The sequence below is a fragment of the Neisseria sp. SLRRB23 genome, from assembly GCF_050896295.1.
In the GTDB taxonomy this organism is placed as follows: Bacteria; Pseudomonadota; Gammaproteobacteria; order Burkholderiales; family Neisseriaceae; genus Neisseria.
Genome location: NZ_JBPBFH010000025.1, coordinates 1 through 13106, shown reverse-complemented (window position 1 = coordinate 13106; position 13106 = coordinate 1). Strand labels below are relative to the sequence as shown.

Annotated in this window: 11 protein-coding genes and 2 pseudogenes; 6 read left to right on the top strand and 7 right to left on the bottom strand. The window is 49.6% G+C overall.

Annotated elements, in window-relative coordinates:
* The first annotated feature begins 286 nt into the window (after positions 1-286).
* Positions 287-1393 (top strand): phosphoserine transaminase, encoded by a 1107-nt coding sequence (serC, locus tag ACRPFF_RS07835; RefSeq protein ID WP_107996535.1) that lies wholly within the window; start codon positions 287-289, stop codon positions 1391-1393.
* 123 nt (positions 1394-1516) lie between these two features.
* Positions 1517-2074 carry a nitroreductase family protein gene (locus ACRPFF_RS07830; RefSeq protein ID WP_250314928.1) on the top strand — a complete coding sequence of 186 codons (558 nt, stop codon included), beginning with the start codon at positions 1517-1519 and terminating at the stop codon, positions 2072-2074.
* Between the two features lie 598 nt (positions 2075-2672).
* Here the strand turns inward: ACRPFF_RS07830 and ACRPFF_RS07825 are convergent.
* Both ACRPFF_RS07825 and nirK read right to left on the bottom strand, forming a co-directional pair.
* On the bottom strand, positions 2673-3428 hold the full coding sequence (locus ACRPFF_RS07825) for a formylglycine-generating enzyme family protein (RefSeq protein ID WP_432674316.1): 756 nt from the start codon (positions 3426-3428) through the stop codon (positions 2673-2675).
* Between the two features lie 180 nt (positions 3429-3608).
* Positions 3609-4781, bottom strand: a complete 1173-nt coding sequence (nirK, locus tag ACRPFF_RS07820) for a copper-containing nitrite reductase (RefSeq protein ID WP_432674315.1) — start codon at positions 4779-4781, stop codon at positions 3609-3611.
* A 373-nt stretch (positions 4782-5154) separates the two neighbouring features.
* Between nirK and ACRPFF_RS07815 the strand changes: the two genes are divergently transcribed.
* Complete coding sequence (locus tag ACRPFF_RS07815) at positions 5155-7410, top strand: nitric-oxide reductase large subunit (RefSeq protein ID WP_432674314.1); 2256 nt, start codon at positions 5155-5157, stop codon at positions 7408-7410.
* Between the two features lie 101 nt (positions 7411-7511).
* On the opposite strand, the gene ACRPFF_RS07810 is transcribed toward ACRPFF_RS07815, so the two are convergent.
* From ACRPFF_RS07810 to rnhA, 4 genes are all read right to left on the bottom strand, one after another.
* Entirely contained in the window at positions 7512-8699 is a 1188-nt protein-coding gene (locus ACRPFF_RS07810; RefSeq protein ID WP_432674313.1) for an LD-carboxypeptidase, read from the bottom strand.
* A gap of 39 nt (positions 8700-8738) precedes the next feature.
* Positions 8739-9143: an HIT family protein gene (locus ACRPFF_RS07805; protein WP_432674312.1), complete on the bottom strand. Its 405-nt coding sequence runs from the start codon at positions 9141-9143 to the stop codon at positions 8739-8741.
* A gap of 345 nt (positions 9144-9488) precedes the next feature.
* Positions 9489-9632: a hypothetical protein gene (locus ACRPFF_RS07800; protein ID WP_432674311.1), complete on the bottom strand. Its 144-nt coding sequence runs from the start codon at positions 9630-9632 to the stop codon at positions 9489-9491.
* Positions 9633-10525: 893 nt separating this feature from the next.
* Positions 10526-10963 carry a ribonuclease HI gene (gene rnhA / locus ACRPFF_RS07795; protein WP_432674327.1) on the bottom strand — a complete coding sequence of 146 codons (438 nt, stop codon included), beginning with the start codon at positions 10961-10963 and terminating at the stop codon, positions 10526-10528.
* Positions 10964-11075: 112 nt separating this feature from the next.
* Here rnhA and tehB point away from each other — a divergent pair, with 112 nt between their 5' ends.
* The gene (gene tehB, locus ACRPFF_RS07790; RefSeq protein WP_432674326.1) at positions 11076-11945 is read left to right on the top strand and encodes an SAM-dependent methyltransferase TehB; all 870 of its coding nucleotides are present in this window, start codon (positions 11076-11078) and stop codon (positions 11943-11945) included.
* Between the two features lie 49 nt (positions 11946-11994).
* On the opposite strand, the gene thiD is transcribed toward tehB, so the two are convergent.
* The gene (gene thiD / locus ACRPFF_RS07785) at positions 11995-12801 is read right to left on the bottom strand and encodes a bifunctional hydroxymethylpyrimidine kinase/phosphomethylpyrimidine kinase (RefSeq protein ID WP_432674310.1); all 807 of its coding nucleotides are present in this window, start codon (positions 12799-12801) and stop codon (positions 11995-11997) included.
* A gap of 54 nt (positions 12802-12855) precedes the next feature.
* On the opposite strand from thiD, the pseudogene ACRPFF_RS07780 reads away from it, so the two are divergent.
* Positions 12856-12978 (top strand): annotated as a pseudogene (locus ACRPFF_RS07780) (DNA-binding response regulator); the annotation flags it as partial.
* A 3-nt stretch (positions 12979-12981) separates the two neighbouring features.
* Positions 12982-13106 (top strand): annotated as a pseudogene (locus tag ACRPFF_RS07775) (aminotransferase); the annotation flags it as partial.

The window sequence follows — 13106 nt, the reverse complement described above, 5'->3', positions numbered from 1 at the left end:
GCACGATTATAACCTGTTTTATGGAAAAATGAAAGTGTTGATTTATTTTGTGTTTTCCAATTTCAAACAAATGATTTTGGTAATGCCGGTTTGAGGGGTGAGCTTGATATTGTTGACAAAATTGTGTCGGAATTTTATGCCTAGATATTTAAATCATTAAAAATCAATATATTGATTTCATTTTTTGATTTTGTTGCTGATTGGGAGCGTGTTTTCTTGCCTTGCATAAAGATTATCCCAAGCCTAAAATCGGGGCGGTTTATTTCTGACAGTTCGGGGCCGTATTATGTCTCTTTATCCGATTTACAATTTCTCTGCCGGTCCTGCGGCGTTGCCTGAAGCAGTTTTGCAGACGGCACAGCAGGAAATGTTGGACTACAATGGAACCGGTTTTCCAGTTATGGCGATGAGCCACCGCTCGGAGATGTTTTTGAGTATCCTGCATCATGCGGAAGAGGATCTGCGGCGGCTTCTGAAGATTCCCTCAAATTATAAGATATTGTTTTTACAGGGTGGGGCGACAACTCAATTTAATATGGTGGCCATGAATTTGGCACATGGTTTCCGTACTGCGGATGCCGTGGTAACGGGTAACTGGAGCCGGATTGCCTATGAGCAGATGGGACGGTTGACGGATACGGAAATCCGTTTGGCGGCACACGGTGGAGAGCAGTTCGATTATTTGGATTTGCCCGAACCGGAAACATGGGATGTGGACAGGAATTCCGCCTTTGTTCATTTTGCCGTCAATGAAACCGTCAATGGATTGCAATACGGTAAAGTGCCGCGCCTTTCAGACGGCATGCCGCCGTTGGTATGCGATATGTCCAGTGAGATTTTGTCGCGTGAGTTTGAGGTTGCCGATTACGGGCTGATTTATGCGGGTGCTCAGAAAAATATCGGGCCGGCAGGTGTTACTGTAGTCATTGTTCGAGAAGACCTGTTGGACCGCTGTCCCGATAATATTCCTGATGTGTTCAACTATCGTTCCCATATCGAACGCAACGGTATGTACAATACGCCTTCAACTTATTCGATTTATATGTCGGGGCTGGTGTTCCGTTGGTTGTTGGCGCAAGGCGGCGTGGGAAAAATTGAAAAAATCAATCATCTGAAGGCGCAAATTTTGTATGGTGCAATAGACGGCAGCGATGGTTTTTATATCAACCGTATCCGTCCGAACGCGCGTTCTAAAATGAATGTTGTGTTTCAGACGGGCAATGAGGAACTTGACCGCCGTTTTGTATTCGAGGCTGAGTTGCAAGGTTTGTGTCTGTTAAAAGGTTATAAATCTGTCGGCGGGATGCGGGCCAGTATTTATAACGCAATGCCGTTGGAAGGTGTGAGGGCGTTGGCAGATTTTATGAGTGATTTCCAACGTCGTTACGGCTGATTTTGAGATGCCGTCTGAATGCATTTTCAGATGGCATTATTTTTCCCGGTTAGGCGGTGTAATGGCATTGCCGGATGCTTTGTGTTATAAACCACTTTCCGAAATGATTTGAGAAACGATTATATGGATGCTTTGCAGCTTTTGATTACACGGCGTTCTTCAAAAAAATTGGCGGCACCCGCTCCTGATGCCGGACAGTTGGAACAAATATTGCAGGCGGCAACGCAGGTTCCGGATCATGGAAATATGCGTCCTTTTCATTTTACCGTCATCCAAGGCGAGCTAGGATTGCAACGTTTTCGCGATGTGTTGAAGCAAACGGTTACCGAATTGAATTTCGGCGATGATGCTATGAAAAAGGCTGAAAAAGTGGGTAATATGGCGCCAATGGTAATAGGGGTAACGTTTGCTCCGAACCGAGAAGTGGCGAAGCCGAAACCGGAGTGGGAACAGATGCTGACAGCAGGTTGTGCGGCGTATGCTTTACAGTTGGCGGCAACTGCCCAAGGTTTCGACAATGTGTGGATTACAGGAATGTGGATCAATAGCCCTTTGTTGCGTCAGGCTTTCGGGTGTGCGGATAAGGATAAAATTATCGGATTGATGATGGTGGGATCTCCGACAGAAGAAATACATAAGCCCAAAAATACGGATTTGGAACAGTTTGTCAGCTATTGGTAAACAGGACTTCAAATAAAATGCCGTCTGAAGGTTTTCAGACGGCATTTTATTTGAAATCCTCAAGTTGGATCTATAAGGCGCTTGATATAGCGGATAAAATTTACGGTGTCTTTCCATGTTTGAATGCCATTAGCGATACCGGGTAGGCAAGGGAAGATAAGGATATATCGTGATTCTCCGGTCAGACTGTTGATAAATTAAACTGCTAAGGCAATAGTTGCTTTATGGGGCATGAATAATTCGTAATATCGAAAGATTTTATGTTTTGCGCAGAATATGTGCTGTGTTTGTCGGAGTGATGCAAACGATATCCTAAGATATGATTCTTTGGGTACTTGGTAAAACTTTGACCTTCTGATCAGATAAGTTAGCCATGCCGGATAATTACAACATGCTCAGTATGTTTAATGGCGTATCTCCTAAAATTCATCTGTTCTGAAAAGCATTAGGCAAGCTTTCCTTAAAGCCGGAAATTTTTATTGGATTGTTTTGGTGTAAATAAGGTCGGGAATATTTTGCAAATCAGGTTGTAATGTTACAGATAAAAAAACGGCGGTACTTTTCAGTACCGCCAAAGCTGCTTTGGTAATTAAAAAAGTCATTGACCGGCACAACGGAAGCCTAAGTTGTGCAGGACATATTTGGATTGCAAGCTGGTGCGGATGCCGTAGCGGAGGAAGGCGGCATAGTTGGATGAGTCGCTCGACCCGATAGACGCGCCGCTGCAAAACATTTGCGCATTGGCATTTCCGGAGGAAAGCAGGCTACTGTTGAAATCTTCCGTCCATTCCCAAATAAGTCCGTGCATATCGTAAACGCCCCAGTAGTTCGGTCGGCCTTTGCCGACGTCATGCAAGCCTTTTCGTCCGCCATCTGCGTACCAATCAAGAATAGTGCGGTTATAACCGGGCTCGTTGGAGCCGTTTTTCTGCGTGGCGGAGGCAAGCCCAGCAAATTCCCATTCGTCGATGGTCGGCAGGCGTTTGCCTTGTGCGGCGCAATAGGCGTTGGCGGCAAACCAGGAAACATTGGTTACCGGCTGTTTTAATTCACTTGCCTTTGGTGCATAGCTGTGGCTGCCGTTTTTAATCCAGTGTTTCAGATAAGAAGGCTCCGCCTGTTTGGAACTGACCCTGCCTTTTTGCCATTGGGGATGATTTTTGACAAATTCGGCAAACTCGGCATTGGTAACAGGATATTTATCAAGTTTGAACGGTTTGACTTTAATCAGGCCGGTGTCTTTTTTCAGATAAAGCGGGCGGTAGCTGCCGCCTTCTATTTTGACCATTTCGGTAGCTGCCGCATTGGTACTGATGAGTGCCGTACAGAGAAAAAATAACCGGATGTACTTCATATCAAGCCTCCTGACAGGCGGTTAAAATTGATTTTTCAGACGGCATTTTAAACGAAAAGCCGCGAATGCCGTCTGAAGAATCAATCTTTCGAAGTGAAAAAATTGATTATTAAAAAACCACTGCCGTGCGTAATTAAGTACGGCGGCAGTGGTTTGTTTGCCTAAAAATGGGCGTTCAATTTAGTAATCGCTTTTTACAGGAGCAGAGGCTGCCGGAGCAGAGGCAGCGGGAGCGGAAGCAGCAGGAGCTGCACCGTTACCGGCATAAGCAGTATCACTCAATTTTTGGGTCATGATTTCAGGGTTTTCTGCACCTTCTACTTTTAATTGACCCAACGCGCCTTTGTTGAATGCGCGGAAGAGGGAGTGGTCAACCAAGGTGTAGCTGCCCGGTACGTCTACTTTGAATTCAACCATAGCAGAACCACCTGCAGGAACGATGGTGCTTTGTACATTCTCGTTAATCAGTTTACCGCCTTCAACATAAACTTTGTCGAAGATTTCGCCGATTACGTGGAAGGAAGATACCAAGTTAGGACCACCGTTACCAACGTACATACGTACAGTTTCGCCTGCTTTGGCTTTCAGGGCGTTGTCGCCGGCGATAGCGCCTACGTGACCATTAAATACTACGTATTCAGGTTGTTCAGCGACGGCTTTATCCATATCGAACGGTTGCAGGCCTTGTGCACCTTTTTTACCTTTGGTGTAGAAGTCGCCTTGAACGATGTAGAATTCTTTATCCACTTTCGGCAGACCTTCTTTAGGTTCAACCAAAATCAGACCGTACATACCGTTGGCGATGTGCATACCGACGGGTGCAACGGCGCAGTGGTAGATATACAGACCGGGTTGCAGGGCTTTAAAGCTGAATGTAGAGGTACGACCCGGGGCAGTGAAGGAGGCTGCCGCGCCGCCGCCAGGACCGGTAGCTGCGTGGAAGTCAACGTTATGAGGAACGGTAGAAGAAGGATTGTTAGAGAATTCTACTTCTACTGTATCACCTTCGCGTACGCGAATCATGCGGCCCGGAACATCGCCGTTAAATGTCCAGTAGTGGTACTCGACGCCATCATCCATTTTCATGGTTTTTTCGATGGTTTCCATTTTCACGCGAACTTTGGCAGGGTAGTCGCGGTCGATTGCAGGAGGTACTTCGGGAGCGTGGGTGGTAACCGCATCGATAACGGGCAGTTCGCCTGCCGGAGTTTCGGCGGCAGCTTGTGTAGCGGAGCTTGCAGCTTCAGCGGAAGCGGCAGGGGTTTCAGCAGGGGCTTGAGCAGCTTGTTCGCCACCGCAGGCGGCTAAAGCAAACATGGAAGCGATCATTGCGGCTAATGCTTGGCGTTTCATAATGTTTTCCTTTTGTAAGAAAAGTAGGGAGATTGGTTAAGAACTGGCGTGATTATGCGTTTGCCCCATTACAGGTATATTAATTTAAGTCAAATAATTCATAAAATATGAACTTAAAATGATACTTCTAATACTTTATAACTACTAAAAATTACAATAAATAAGCTGATTTGCTTAAGGGCTTCGGCAAATCAGGCAAAGGCAGGGTAGTTGCCGACTAAAGAATAATGATAGTCATTATCATATATGTATTTGTTTTATATGTGAGTTTGTTTGAACAAATGTTTATTTGTGCGGTAAACCGTGCTACAATCTTTAACATTCATATTCTGTGAATTTTAAACAACCACTTTTACCAAAAGGAGCTCTAAAAATGGGACAGTACAAGAAGCTATGGTACTTGCTGTTTGCCGTTCTGGCGGTATGCTTTACCATTCTTGGCTATATGGGCAGCGAGGTTTATAAAAAAGCCCCGCCTTACCCTGAACAGGTCGTTTCTGCATCAGGCAAGGTTCTGATGACGAAAGACGATATTTTGGCAGGTCAGTCTGCATGGCAAAGTACCGGCGGTATGGAGGTCGGTTCGATTCTGGGTCATGGTGCATATCAGGCTCCGGACTGGACTGCGGACTGGCTGCATCGTGAGTTGGTTGCATGGTTGGATTTGACTGCGCAACAGACTTACGGCAAAAAATTCGATGAAGTTTCCCCTGAGGAACAAGCTGTCTTGAAAACACGCCTGGCTGACGAATACCGTAATCAAAGCCGTGTGAAAGAAGATGGTTCCGTTGTCATCAGCGATACGCGTGTAAAAGCTATCGAAAGCATTCTGCCTTACTACCACGGTGTTTATGGCGACGATCCTAAGCTGCAAACCACTCGTGAACACTTTGCAATGAAAAACAATACATTGCCAAGTCAAGAGGCACGTGAAAAACTGTTCAACTTCTTCTTCTGGACTTCATGGTCTGCTTCGACCAACCGTCCTAATGAAACCTTTACCTATACCAACAACTGGCCGCACGAGCCTTTGATCAACAATGTGCCGACCACTGAAAACTATATGTGGTCATTTACCAGCGTTGTTCTTCTGTTGATGGGCATCGGTTTGTTGATGTGGGGTTATTCTTTCCTGACCAAACACGAAGAAGTAGAAGTTCCGGCTGAAGATCCTATTTCTAAGGTTCAGTTGACTCCTTCGCAAAAAGCATTGGGCAAATATGTATTCCTGACAGTTGCCCTGTTTGTGGTACAAGTATTGTTGGGTGGTCTGACTGCGCACTATACCGTCGAAGGTCAAGGTTTCTATGGTATTGACGAAGCACTGGGCTTCGAAATGTCCGATTGGTTCCCTTATGCCTTGACCCGTACTTGGCACCTTCAATCTGCCATCTTCTGGATTGCAACCGGTTTCCTGACAGCAGATCTGTTTTTGGCTCCGATTGTGAACGGCGGTAAAGATCCCAAGTTCCAACGTGCCGGTGTGAACTTCCTGTACATCGCCCTGTTCATCGTAGTCGGCGGTTCTTACGCAGGTAACTTCTTTGCTTTGACTCACATCATTCCACCTGAGCTGAACTTCTGGTTCGGCCATCAAGGTTACGAATACCTTGATTTGGGCCGTTTCTGGCAACTCCTGTTGATGGTCGGTCTGTTGTTGTGGCTGTTCCTGATGTTGCGTTGCACTATCTCTGCCTTTAAAGAAAAAGGCGTGGATAAAAACCTGTTGGCGATCTTTGTTGCTTCTATGGTTGGTGTTGGTGTGTTCTACGCACCGGGCCTGTTCTATGGTGAGAAATCTCCGATTGCTGTAATGGAATACTGGCGCTGGTGGGTGGTTCACCTGTGGGTGGAAGGTTTCTTCGAAGTGTTCGCTACCGCTGCCTTCGCATTTATCTTCTACAACATGGGCTTTGTCCGCCGTAGTACCGCTACTGCTTCTACCCTGGCTGCAGGTGCTATCTTCATGCTGGGCGGTATCCCGGGTACGTTGCACCACTTGTATTTCTCCGGCTCTACTTCTGCTTCTATGGCAATCGGNGCCTGCTTCTCCGCTTTGGAGGTAGTACCGCTGGTATTGCTGGGCCGTGAAGCATACGAACACTGGTCTTACCAACACTTGTCCGATTGGGCGAAACGTTTGCGTTGGCCGCTGATGTGCTTCGTAGCAGTCGCCTTCTGGAACATGATTGGTGCCGGTGTATTCGGTTTCCTGATTAACCCGCCGATTTCCCTGTTCTATATCCAAGGTTTGAATACTTCTGCTGTTCATGCGCACGCTGCCTTGTTCGGTGTGTACGGTTTCTTGGCTCTGGGCTTCGTATTGCTGGTTGCCCGTTATTTGAAACCGAACGTGCAGTTTGACGACAAGCTGATGACTTGGGGCTTCTGGTTGCTCAATGGCGGTTTGGTCGGCATGATTGTTATCAGCCTGCTGCCTGTCGGTGCTATTCAAGCATATGCCTCTATTACTCACGGTTTGTGGTATGCCCGCAGCGAAGAATTCCTGCAAATGGAAATCCTCGACACCCTGCGCTGGGTTCGTACGGCAGCTGACTTGATCTTTATCGGCGGTGCAATCTGTGTCGCCATCCAAGCCACTAAAATCGTATTCAGCCGAGACAAATAAGTTTTAGCCTGAAAATTGAAACCGCACCTGCCATCAGGTGCGGTTTTTTTACAGGGAAATGCCGTCTGAAGGCTTCAGACGGCATTTGTCCGTTTGCGGGTTTATTCCGAAATATCGGCAACACCGCTTTCGGGGAAGATAGGCAAATTCGGCGGTGGGAGCAGAGTATCCAAAGTCAGGGCGGACGCATCGAGTGGGGGGTAGCCTTCAAACGCGACCGAATAACCGCCGTTTCCGTTCATACGGATTCGGGCGTGCGCACCCAGCGGGAAAGTAATTTTGTCGGCAATATGTCCGAATGGGAAACCTCTCAGCACAGGAATTTTTGCCGTACGCGAAATATGGTTGACCACGGTAGAAAAATCATAAGACGAATCGTATACATCGCGGATATTGCCCATACGGAAATCGCCGAACACGATGGCGCGTTGTTTGCCCAAAATACCCGAAAGATACAGCGTATTGAGCATACGTTCGATGCGGTAGGGCTGTTCGCCGACATCTTCGAGAAACAAAATGCCGCCGTCGATGTCGGGCATATAAGGCGTACCGGCGAGCGATGCGAGGACGCTTAAGTTGCCTCCCCACAATATGCCTTCGGTTTCGACATTGGCGCGTTGGATATTCGGAATATCAACAGTCAGGCTGCGTTGGGTTACCCCCTTGATAAAGGCATCCATTGTAAACACGCTGGGGGAGGGTTTGCCGAATTCGCTGTATGCCATCGGACCGGCAAAACTCATCATATTGCCTTTTGCCAACAATGCCAGTTGGACGGCGCAAACATCGCTGAAGCCGAAAAACAGCGTACCGCGTTCGCGCATTCTTGCGCCGAGCGAGGCAAAATCGATATGCGGCAGAATCCGCGCCGCACCGTAACCGCCGCGCAAACCCATCAGCACTTTAGGTGTGGCGACGCGGCCCGAAGCGACATCTTGGAAATCGGCGGCACGTTGCGCGTCCGTACCGGCAAACCGTTGGAAGCGGCGGCTGCCCGCTTGTTGGTTGGTTACGGTAAAACCGGCATTGTAAAGGCGGGTCAATGCAGTATTGACGCGGTTGATGTCTTCGGCAAAGCCTGAGGAGGCGACAATACGCAGAAGATTGTCGGCAGAATTAGAATGGCGTGGTGGTTCGGGGTACACGGTTCGGGCTTTCGCAACAGGGTGAGAGGGCGCGGATGGGGCATTGTTTGAAGCAGGCGCAGTACCGCAAGCCTGAAGCAGTCCCGCGCCTGCGGCGGCGGTGCAGGTTTTCAGGAAACGGCGGCGGGAGGTCGGTTCGGTCATAATTTCCCTTTCATACGGTTTCAGACGGCATTGGCGGGCTTAAAGCAGCTTTTTAAGCTGTTCCGTCCAATCTTGCGGCAGGGTCATACCGTGTTTTCGGACGGGGTTTGCCCAAATCGGCGCAGGGAAAGTCGCATCGTTTTCAAAGCGGGCGATAATATGCCAATGCAGGTGCGGCACGACATTGCCTAAGCTGGCGAGGTTGATTTTTGCCGGCCGGAACACTTGGCGCATAGCGGCTTCGACTTTGTACACCATTTCCATCAATTCGCCGCGTTCGGCTGCCGAAAGGTCGGTCATTTCGGCGATGTGTTCATGCCAGATAACACGGCAGAATGCAGGCGAACCGCTGTCGTTATGGACGGCGATGACGCGCAGCTTGGGGGTTTGCAGCAAAATATCTTCATCTTGTGCCGTGCAGATGGGGCAGGGTTGGGCGGTCATTTTTCCTTATTCCTGAAAGTGTTTAAAAAACGGTAGGGCAATTTCTGATATAGTGGATTAACAAAAATCAGGACAAGGCGACGAAGCCGCAGACAGTACAAATAGTACGGAACCGATTCACTTGGTGCTTCAGCACCTTAGAGAATCGTTCTCTTTGAGCTAAGGAGGGGCAACGCCGTACTGGTTTAAAGTTAATCCACTATAGTTTAATTTGTCTGTCCGCATTGCCGCTAATTGTACCACTTCATCGTGTTTCCTTTTCGGTTGAAACCCCGCCACTCGGACATCTGTCCTTCGGGGCGGCAGGATCAGACTTTATTTGGGAGGGGTGTAACCCCTTCCAAATCAGGACGACACATAGGGCGGTGCTTTATGTGTCGTCCTGTGTGTTGAAACATATCGGACGCGTTTGAACAGTGATGCGGCAAACTGTTTTAGCGGCAGGCAAGAGATGCCGTCTGATGCCGTCTGATGCCGTCTGAAGTCCATTGTCCGTCATTCCCACACAGGCAGTTGCTACGGTTGCTGAAGCCCCTTAGCCGTCGCGCAGGCGGTTGCTACGGTTACTAAATTCCCGTCATTCCCGCAGCTTTTCGTCATTCCCGCGAAAGCGGGAACCTAGAACTTTTAAATTTTCAGACAGCTTTTGAATATTGCCGTTGCTCGACGTTCTGGATTCCCGCCTACGCGGGAATGACGGCAGAGCAGTTTCAGTTGTTTCTAAATAAATTTTTGCAGCGTTGGGTTTTTAGATTCCCGCTTTCGCGGGAATGACGGTGGAGGACGATGCCGTCTGAAGCCCGACAAAGCCCCCAATGCCGTCTGAAACCTCGTCATTCCTCTGCTGTCCGCAACTTTTCGTCATTCCCGTGAAAACGGGAATCTAGAACTTCAAACTTTCAGATAATCTTTGAATATTGCCGTTGCTCGACGGTCTGGATTCCCGCCTGCGCGGGAATGACGGCAGAGCGGTTTCTGTTGCTCCCGATAAATGCCGCAATCTCAAATCCCGTTATTCCCTCAAAAACAGAAAACCAAAATCAGAAACCTAAAATCCCGTCATTCCCGCGCAGGCAGGAATCTAGGTCTGTCGGCACGGAAACTTATCGGGTAAAACGGTTTCTTTAGATTTTATGTTCTAGATTCCCGCTTTTGCGGGAATGACGGGGAGGGCGGATGCCGTTTGAAACTCCGTCATTTCCGCAACTTTTCGTCATTCCCGTGAAAGCGGGAATCTAGAACTTTTAAATTTTCAGACGGCTTTTGAATATTGCCGTTGCCCGACGTTCTGGATTCCCGCCTGCGCGGGAATGACGGTGGAGGACGATGCCGTCTGAAGCCCGTTGGCGGTTTCAGACGGCATTTTCTTGCCGGAGCGGTAATCAGGAAAACTGCGCCGCGCCACGGTTTGCCAAATCGTCGGCGCGTTCGTTTTCGGCGTGTCCCGCGTGTCCTTTAACCCAAGTCCAGCTGACTTGATGCTGCCCGACCAGAGCGTCGAGTTCTTTCCACAAGTCGTCGTTTTTGACGGGCTGTTTGGCGGCGGTTTTCCAGCCGTTGCGCTTCCAACCGTGTATCCAGTTTTCCATGCCGTTTTTGACGTATTGCGAGTCGGTGCAGATGATGACGGTGCAGCGGCGTTTGAGCGATTTCAGTCCTTCGATGACGGCGGTCAGTTCCATCCGGTTGTTGGTGGTTTGCGCTTCGCCGCCGAAAAGTTCTTTTTCGTGGCTGCCGTAGCGCATTAATACGCCCCAGCCGCCCGCGCCGGGATTGCCTTTGCACGCGCCGTCGGTGTAGAGGTAAACAGGTGTGTCCATATCGTGCCTTTGTGTGGTGTCCGGCGTGATTATAAGCGGTTTGCACGCCGTGCCGTCTGAAAGATTGCGGCGGATTGAAATAGGCATATAATGTGCAACTTTATTTTTGAATATGAAGGAGTGGATAGTGGGTCAAAGTGGCGAGTTGTTTTGTTTCGGACAGATGCCTGTATGGAAAGTGGAAAACCTGCCGGAAGTTTTGTTGTCGGGCTATTCGTCTGAGGAAGGGGAGTGGGTCTGCCTGAATGTGTTGCAGGGCGATGTCGAAGTCCGTGCACCGGACGGGTCGGCGGAGGTTTGGTCGGCGGAAAGCGGCGATTGCGTGTTTGCGCCGCAGCAGGTGTTTTCTGTCAAACCGAAAACGGACGATGCCGAAATCCGTTTGTCGCTGTATTGCGCGGCGGCAGACTATTTTCACAAAAAATACGGCATGAGTGCCACGCATTCTGCAGTGGCGTCGGCTCAGGATACCGTACCGGCGGGCAGGGCGTTGGATATGGGCTGCGGACAGGGGCGCAACGCACTGTTTCTCGGTTTGAAGGGATTTGAAGTTACTGCAGTCGATCACAATCCGGCCGCCTTGGCAAACGTGGCGGAGCTGGCAGAGGCGGAGGGTTTGAACGTCCGCACGCTGGAATATGATTTGAACGCCGCCGCTTTACAAGGCGAATTTGATTATATTGTGGCAACAGTGGTGCTGATGTTCCTGATGCCGCAGCGCGTGCCCGACGTGATTGCCGATATGCAGGCGCATACGGCGGCGGGAGGGTACAATTTGATTGTATCGGCAATGGATACGGCGGATTTCCCTTGTCCGATGCCGTTCCCTTTTAAATTTAAAGAGGGCGAGCTGAAGGATTATTATCGGGATTGGGAGCTGGTCGAATATAAAGAAGAATTGGGCGCGATGCACGCCAAAGACGAAAACGGCAATCCGATACGGTTTAAATTTGTAACCATGCTGGCGAAAAAGCCTGAATAATCCTCAAAAATGCCGTCTGAACATTTTGTTTCAGACGGCATTCTTACGGTTAGTCCCGATACGCCCAATGATTGACCGGCCCGTGTCCCGCGCCGATTTCCAAAGGGTTTGAGATTGCCGCCGTGATGTAGGCCTTGGCAGTCTGTACGGCTTCGCAAACATCCGAGCCTTTTGCCAATTCGGCGGTAATGCAGGCGGAAAACGTGCAGCCCGTGCCGTGCGTGTGGGCGGTCGGAAAGCGCGGGCTGTCGAATTCCAGCGTTTCATTTTGCGTAAACAGCCAATCCGTGCAGCGTCCGCTTGTGCTGCCGTTCAAATGTCCGCCTTTGATAACGACATTTTTGACACCGTAATCAAGCAGGATTTTTGCCGCACGTTCCGCATCTTTACGGCTTTCGATATGCACGCCGGTCAGGGCTTCCGCTTCGGGCAGGTTGGGGGTCAATACATCCGTACCGGGAAGCAGCAGGCGCGTCAGTGCCGCAACGGCGGAATCCTGCAACAGCGGCGCACCGCCTTTGGCAATCATCACAGGGTCGAGTACGCGCCTGCCGAAGCGGAAGTGTTTCAGCTTGTCGGCAACGCATTCGATGATTTCCGCCGTGCCGAGCATACCGATTTTGTAGGCGCGGATGTCAAAGTCTTCCCTGATTGCTTGGATTTGTGCGGTGATGGTTTCGGTCGGGACGAGATGAACCGCCGACACGCCCAAGGTATTTTGCGCGGTAACGGCGGTGATGACACACGTTCCGAACACGCCGCGCATCTGAAACGTTTTCAAATCCGCCTGAATGCCCGCACCGCCGCCCGAATCCGAACCGGCGATGGTAAGCGTTTGCACAAAAGAGCTTTTCATTTGTTCCTCCTTAATATTGCGTCCGATAAAAAGGGCTTCTGCCTGTAAAAAAACAATGCCATCCTCCGCCGAGCACAACACAGCGGCGAACAGAACAACGCACCCAACAGCATCTCCGTCAGCGATGTCGTCCTATACCCCGCCAAACGCCAGGCATCCGTCAAAGACCTGTCTCTGAGGTCGTACAAAGACCACGGCAAAAGCTACGATGCCGTGTACCACCGCGAACACGCTCCTGGTTTCCGCTGGCTGCACGAAAGCTTCGGCACCAACTGGCGCATGATGGAAATGCAGGCGGTCATCGG

Excerpts from the sequence above, each read along its gene's own strand:
- serC (WP_107996535.1), top strand. The coding sequence starts at position 287 with ATGTCTCTTTATCCGATTTACAATTTCTCTGCCGGTCCTGCGGCGTTG.
- ACRPFF_RS07830 (WP_250314928.1), top strand. The coding sequence starts at position 1,517 with ATGGATGCTTTGCAGCTTTTGATTACACGGCGTTCTTCAAAAAAATTG.
- ACRPFF_RS07825 (WP_432674316.1), bottom strand. The coding sequence starts at position 3,428 with ATGAAGTACATCCGGTTATTTTTTCTCTGTACGGCACTCATCAGTACC.
- nirK (WP_432674315.1), bottom strand. The coding sequence starts at position 4,781 with ATGAAACGCCAAGCATTAGCCGCAATGATCGCTTCCATGTTTGCTTTA.
- ACRPFF_RS07810 (WP_432674313.1), bottom strand. The coding sequence starts at position 8,699 with ATGACCGAACCGACCTCCCGCCGCCGTTTCCTGAAAACCTGCACCGCC.
- ACRPFF_RS07805 (WP_432674312.1), bottom strand. The coding sequence starts at position 9,143 with ATGACCGCCCAACCCTGCCCCATCTGCACGGCACAAGATGAAGATATT.
- ACRPFF_RS07800 (WP_432674311.1), bottom strand. The coding sequence starts at position 9,632 with ATGGACTTCAGACGGCATCAGACGGCATCAGACGGCATCTCTTGCCTG.
- rnhA (WP_432674327.1), bottom strand. The coding sequence starts at position 10,963 with ATGGACACACCTGTTTACCTCTACACCGACGGCGCGTGCAAAGGCAAT.
- tehB (WP_432674326.1), top strand. The coding sequence starts at position 11,076 with ATGAAGGAGTGGATAGTGGGTCAAAGTGGCGAGTTGTTTTGTTTCGGA.
- thiD (WP_432674310.1), bottom strand. The coding sequence starts at position 12,801 with ATGAAAAGCTCTTTTGTGCAAACGCTTACCATCGCCGGTTCGGATTCG.